Annotated in this window: 5 protein-coding genes; all 5 read right to left on the bottom strand. The window is 61.6% G+C overall.

Annotated elements, in window-relative coordinates; genetic code table 11:
* Positions 1-18 precede the first annotated feature (18 nt).
* The 5 genes from MBA17_RS19880 to MBA17_RS19855 all read right to left on the bottom strand — a co-directional run bounded on the left by MBA17_RS19880 (position 19) and on the right by MBA17_RS19855 (position 6,049).
* A complete protein-coding gene (locus tag MBA17_RS19880; protein ID WP_238497991.1) occupies positions 19-381 on the bottom strand; it encodes a hypothetical protein in 363 nt (120 codons plus the stop codon).
* Between the two features lie 1,297 nt (positions 382-1,678).
* Complete coding sequence (locus tag MBA17_RS19875; protein ID WP_238498014.1) at positions 1,679-2,854, bottom strand: ISAs1 family transposase; 1,176 nt, start codon at positions 2,852-2,854, stop codon at positions 1,679-1,681.
* A 112-nt stretch (positions 2,855-2,966) separates the two neighbouring features.
* A complete protein-coding gene (locus tag MBA17_RS19870) occupies positions 2,967-3,137 on the bottom strand; it encodes a hypothetical protein (RefSeq protein WP_238497990.1) in 171 nt (56 codons plus the stop codon).
* Between the two features lie 503 nt (positions 3,138-3,640).
* A complete protein-coding gene (locus MBA17_RS19860; protein ID WP_238497989.1) occupies positions 3,641-4,252 on the bottom strand; it encodes a hypothetical protein in 612 nt (203 codons plus the stop codon).
* Positions 4,253-4,393: 141 nt separating this feature from the next.
* On the bottom strand, positions 4,394-6,049 hold the full coding sequence (locus MBA17_RS19855; protein ID WP_238497988.1) for a DEAD/DEAH box helicase: 1,656 nt from the start codon (positions 6,047-6,049) through the stop codon (positions 4,394-4,396).
* Positions 6,050-6,056: the final 7 nt, after the last annotated feature.

Raw genomic sequence — 6,056 nt, 5'->3', positions numbered from 1 at the left:
GCCGAACGGCAACAACTTCTACTCTTGAATGGTGGTTACGTGATTTAGGTAAGTGTCACACGTATTACTTTTCGACCAGCTGGAATGCTGCCAGTCCATCCAGATGTCCGTTTGCCAGTCGCAGTCCCAGACTCCGCGGGACCTGTTGTCGCCCGCACCCATAGTGCATGATGCATTAGCTTTTCGGTCGGTAGGAGTTACCCGGTACCAGCCGCACGACCACAGGAGTTGCGGGTCATCGGTAGCGGTGATGGCCGTAGGGGCCTGCATCGAGATGCTCGCCGCCATGCTGCTGGGAGCCCCGGTGACCAGGGCCATCGTGAGTACGGCGGCGGCCGATGCGGCCAGGCTCACCTTGTGTAATCCGTTGATCTTGCTCACCTTGTACTCTACTCCTTACATCGAGAGATGTCTGCCGCGGGCGGGGGTTCTTTCCGAGACTCCGTCCGCGGCCTTCAGAATAGCTGTGAATTTCTCTTGTTTCGAATTGCGTGAGCGATAACGTATCTGCGTGCGCCGAACGGCAACAACTTCTACTCTTGAATGGTGGTTACGTGATTTAGGTAAGTGTCACACGTATTACTTTTCGACCAGCTGGAATGCTGCCAGTCCATCCAGATGTCCGTTTGCCAGTCGCAGTCCCAGACTCCGCGGGACCTGTTGTCGCCCGCACCCATAGTGCATGATGCATTAGCTTTTCGGTCGGTAGGAGTTACCCGGTACCAGCCGCACGACCACAGGAGTTGCGGGTCATCGGTAGCGGTGATGGCCGTAGGGGCCTGCATCGAGATGCTCGCCGCCATGCTGCTGGGAGCCCCGGTGACCAGGGCCATCGTGAGTACGGCGGCGGCCGATGCGGCCAGGCTCACCTTGTGTATTCCGTTGAACTTTCCCACCTTGTACTGCTCCTTACATCGAGAGATGTCTGCTGCGGCCGGGGTTCTTTCCGGGACTCCGTCCGCGCCTTTAGGAATAGCCGTGAGTTCTCTCTTTGTTGAAGTGGCGTGAGCAATAACTTATCCGCGTGTCACAACTTTGGTCAAGAGTTTAGGGTCTTTGATTTATCCGCGTCCGAAGGTATGCAAAAGGTTTCCAGATGAAGCGCTGATCGCGTTGCATGCTTGGCGTGAGCAGTTAGGTGCGGGGTCCCCAGCGCATTCAGGTGAGCGGAACTGAGTCGCTATGGCGCGTGCTCATCGTGTATTTCCCCCTTAATGTTCAGATGTAAGCACAGACATCTGCCCACTAGAAGCCGCCAACGCGTTGTCCCCCAGATCTGCACCCTACTTACGCGGCCGTATCTCTATCCAAACGATCACCCGTCCCCCTAGGTTAAGTTGAGTCATGGAATCTGACAACCGATCTTGTTGACCGTGACTTCTTCGTGATAATTCTAATTTAGACAATGTGATACGCGAAATAGGGAGTGACCGAAAATGTGTCTTCGGGGGAGGCGTGCCGACGGCCTGCGGCAGATTGGCGCACGAATTGTTCCATGATCGTCACGGAGGGCAATATTTCCCTATTGCAGCTCACGGTAAATCAACTAGGAAGTTGGCTGGGTGCGTGCTGGTGATAAGCAATCACTGAGAGTATTTCGTGCGCTCAGCAGAGCAGGGGGTGAAGCCGTGATGTAGTGGTGGCAGGGCCCCAGCAAAGTCGATCGAGCTGCTGTTGATCACGTGAGTCCGAGGATGGCCAGGGGTCGGGTGGCGTCGCGGGAGAGGTGCCGGATGGCTTGGGCGAGGTTGGTCGCGTCGGTCAGGCGGAGGGCGCCGATGGCGAGGTTGCGCAGGGCGGCCATGTTGCGGGGCGCGTTGCCGGTACGGGCTTGGGAGTGGTCTTCGCCGTAGGTGACGTCGCGGACGTAGTGGAGCTTGTTCTCGATGCTCCAGTGGCCGCGGATCCAGGTGGCCAGGTCGGCGGGACCAGCCTGCCAGGTGGGCAGGCTGGTGATGGCGTAGACGGTCACGGTCCGCCACTTTCCCTTGTTCAGGCCTCTGACCTTCCGTTTGATCTGGATGGCCTGGACCGCGTGCTGGAAGAGCAGGCCCGCTTTGACGGTCAGCATCTTCAGCGTGCGGCGCTCCTCGCGGCCGTGTCCGCGATCGCGCCGGCGGTCGGCGATGGGGACCTGTTTCCACAGCAGCCGCTTGAGTTGGGTGTGCAGGGTGGGCTGGTTCTGCTTGACGATCAGTATGTAGTGGGGGTTCTTCTCGGTCACCAGGAAGGTGGCGTGGTCGCGCTGGGTGTGCAGGGCGTCGGCGGTAATGACGCATCCGTCCAGGTCAAGGCCGTCCAGCAGGGGCCGGAACCGGGTGATCTCGTTCGTTTTGCCGTCCACGTCGGTCTGGGCCAGGCCCACGCCGGAGGTGTGGTCGAAGGCGGCCAGCAGGTGCACGGTGCTGTGTTCGGCCAGGCGAGCGCCGCGTAGCGCCTTGCCATCCACTGCTATCGCCCGGCGTCGCCGCCCACGTCGGGGTGCGGAGGCGGCCTCGGTTTGCATCCGCGCTCGAGCGGTCAGCCACCCGGCGAGGATCGCGTCGAAGACGTCGGCGTCGATGACCTCCAACACCCGGCGAATCGTTGCCTCGTGCGGTGGCTGATGCATTCCGATCAAGACGTCGTGTCTGACCTCCAGCGCGGCCTGGACCTGGGCAGGGGCGTCAGTGATCCATTCGCCGATCGCGGTGAAGGACCGCGCCCCGGCCAGTACCGCCGCCGCGGCGACCGCCAGCACCGAAGCGAGCGCGTGCCGGATCCCGCGGCGATCGCGTGGATCGGGAACCTGCCGTAATTGCTCCAGCAGGCTGGCGAACTCGGCGACCACTACGGGCGAGGAGCCGCAGGTCACCTCGGCCAAGCGGTCCAGGGCAGGGTTGATCGGCAATGATGAGGGGGCAGGCACGGTCTTCTGATCATTTGGCGTCGAGAACCTCATGATCTCCAAGGCCGTGTCTGTTCGCTTACTCCGACCGCTGCCCCGCCGCTTCGGCTATGCCGTACTCGACCTCAAGCCCTGAACTGGACACCACGGCCGTCCGCACCACTTTGCCGGGGCCCTGGGCCTGGTCCCCCTCGATCCAGTGCACCCGGACAACCGGCGCGTCCATTCCACCACCGAATGGAAGCTCCATAGGGATCGTCCATGGTTGGCCAGTATGAATGACGGTCGGTCCCTCGGGGGCATCAGGAACAGGCCGGAGTTGCCCACCGCTTCGAGAGTCACTCTCCCGGCGTCGCTCGTCCTGCGGCTGGTTACCTCTAGCCACCTTCGTGCATCGACGGACACCGCTTCACGTGCTTCGTCACCGGCACCGGGCAGCTCGCCGATCTTGAACTACGCCACCGCCACCGGGCCCAGAGCCGAATCTGGCTGGAGATCGTCGCCCTGGCCTGCGACCTCACCGCCTGGATGCAACTGCTCGCCCTGGACAGCACCGACGCCGGCCCCTACGAACCAAACGACTGCGGCTACGCCTGTTCACCGTCGCCGGACAGCTGGTAGGCGGAGGCCGCAGACGACGCCTGCGCATCCCGCACTGATGGCCCCTGGGCCTAGCTGCTCATCTCCGCGCTGACCCGGCTCCAGGCTCTACCGGCACCGACCTGACCGAGGCTGAGTTGACCGTTTGCCGCGTCAGCCGATGTAATCCGGGTTTGGGATCATCGATCGGTGTAGATAGGTGATATCGATCTTGCAGTGTGCCGCCATTTTCTTCTGCAGGGTCTTATTTTCGGCGGGTACGAGCTCGCCGTCGCGGGTCGCCACGACGATGGTAGGCGCCTGGCGGCTGGTTACGGCGACAGTGAGGGTGGCGTATACGAGGTCCTTGAACTGCGCGTCTCTGCCCCAGCACACGTAGCGCTCGACACTCCCATCCGTTGCCCAACAGTGATTGGGTTTCACGTCGACTGTGCCGGGCGCCATGGTCCATCCTGAGCCGAGCGCGGCCTTGATGACTTCATCGGGCCCTCGGAAACGGGTGGGAATATACCGTACGTAGTGTCCGATCCCTTCCTGGGATCTTGCGTACTCCTTCATGGGGACGTCCTTGAGCCACACCCGGATGTCCTTCTCGCTGAGGTGCTCCCGAAGCGCGCCGCCAATCTGCGGATCCTCGATCCACTTCCTGTAGTAAGCGGTCTTCTGGGGGTTGGTAAGGAACTCCCAGTCGAGTTGGTCCGCTTGGCGGTACACCTCAAGGAGAAGACGCTCACGAAGGTCAGGCGGAAGGTTAAGGCGAGGCATTGCTGCTCCTGAGAGTGGTGAACACGGTCACGCGAGCATGATCTATTGCCGAGTTGGACCCTCATCAGAATAGGTGAAGGGTCCGACATTTCCGCACGGATGACTCAAGCAGACCGGGCGTCCATGCGCTTTCCGAGGCCATCAACTGACGGGGATAGTGGGGAATTGGAGGCGGTACTCGTCATACGCGGTCTCCAGGCTGGCCGCGTCCTTGATCCACTCTTCCATGAGGGTGGCGACACGTTGGTCGCTGAAGTCGATGCGGGAAGGACTGACCTTGTTCAGCGTCTCGATCTCGCCGGCTCCTTCGAGTGATCGCTTGAGGTTGAGGGCGGCGGCGATGCGGCGTAGGTCGCTCACGAAGTCGAGGACTACGACGCGATCCTTCCCCTCGCGTAGTCGCAGTCCACGTCCCAACTGCTGCACGAAGATTCGTCGCGAGTGAGTGACCCGGGCGAAGCAGAGAATGTTCACGTCTGGGACGTCAACGCCTTCGTTGAGGATGTCTACCGCCGTCAGGATTGGCACCTCGCCGGATCGGAACGCAAGGAGCCGATTCTGACGTTCCCGCTTCGCTAGGCCAGCGTGCAGCGCCAGCGATCCAGACCAAAGCGGCGTTCGGCGCAACACGTCCGCGAGTCTTTCCGCGTGTTCGATGGTCCGGCAGAAGACGATGGCCCGTGGTCTTACTGTGGCAGCCCAGACGGCTGCGATCTGATCGCGGATAGATTCGTCGCGTTGCGGGAGGAAGAGGCGAGCGTTGAGTTCGGCCAGGCCGTACGAGTGGGCGCTCGCCTGCTTGACCGTGTCCCAATTGATGTCATCCACGAACAGTTTGTAGTCGACCTGGGCAAGGTATCCATGCCGCATCCCCTCCTCGATTCCGAGAGTGAAGCTCGGAGGGCCAAGCTGATCCGTGATGTCATGTGCGTCGCCTCTCCACGGCGTGGCAGTCACACCGAACTGACGCGAGCGCTCAAGGAGGGCTAGCAACTCGTCGTATTGGCCGTTCGCACCAAGGTGGTGGGCCTCATCGATCATCACGAGCCCTGGCCGATACCCGAAGCGGGCAGCTGACAAGGCCGAGGTGACCGTGGCGCAGGTCAAACCCGATAGATTGTCTGGCCTGGTGTCCCCGGTCAAAAGGCGCGTTGGCACTTCCTTGGGGAGGTGCCGCCACAGTGCTCGTTCTAGCTGGGCGACTAGGTCTTTCGCGTGTGCCACCACAAGGACCTGATCACTGGGATGTCTCAGGAGATGCTCCCGTATAACCTCCCCGCCAACGACGGTCTTGCCAAGGCCCGTTGCCAAGACCAGCAAGGCGCGGCCCGTGTCATGGAGGTCGTGGTTCAACGATTGAAGCGCCTCTGCTTGATACGACCGGCGAGTGACTCCGCCAAAGTGGACAGGGATGCGATCGAAGCTTGCGACGAGATCGCCACCGGTCCACAGGAGGATGGGCGGTCCGAGGCGAGCCAGGTTAGCGGCACGCCGCTGCGCATCAGGGCCGAAGCGAGTGTTCGTGACGACAACGGCGCGGTGAGCACGGTAACTGTCCCGGGCTCGTGCGACCTCATCGACTGCTTCCGGTCCGACTGCACCTCTCTTCTTCCACTTGCACTGGATCACCCAGTCCTCACCTTTTAGGCGCGCGAGGATGTCCCCTCCCTCGTCGCCTGGTCCGTCGATGTTGCTGATCGATGTGAATCCCAGGTGCCAGAGGAGTCGCTCGACCTGGCGAGGGAACTGGAGTGGGCCGGCGTCTAGCAGCGCGGGAGGAGAGAGGAAATTTGGCACCTCTCCA

The organism is Dolomitihabitans soli (genome assembly GCF_022213955.1).
In the GTDB taxonomy this organism is placed as follows: Bacteria; Actinomycetota; Actinomycetes; order Streptosporangiales; family Streptosporangiaceae; genus Streptosporangium_A; species Streptosporangium_A soli.
The sequence above is the reverse complement of the archived record's forward strand: the minus strand, read 5'-3'. Positions and strand labels throughout refer to the sequence as shown.

Bases quoted from the DNA above. Each gene is read 5' to 3' on its own strand.
- MBA17_RS19870 (WP_238497990.1), bottom strand. From the start codon at position 3,137: ATGGAGCTTCCATTCGGTGGTGGAATGGACGCGCCGGTTGTCCGGGTG.
- MBA17_RS19860 (WP_238497989.1), bottom strand. From the start codon at position 4,252: ATGCCTCGCCTTAACCTTCCGCCTGACCTTCGTGAGCGTCTTCTCCTT.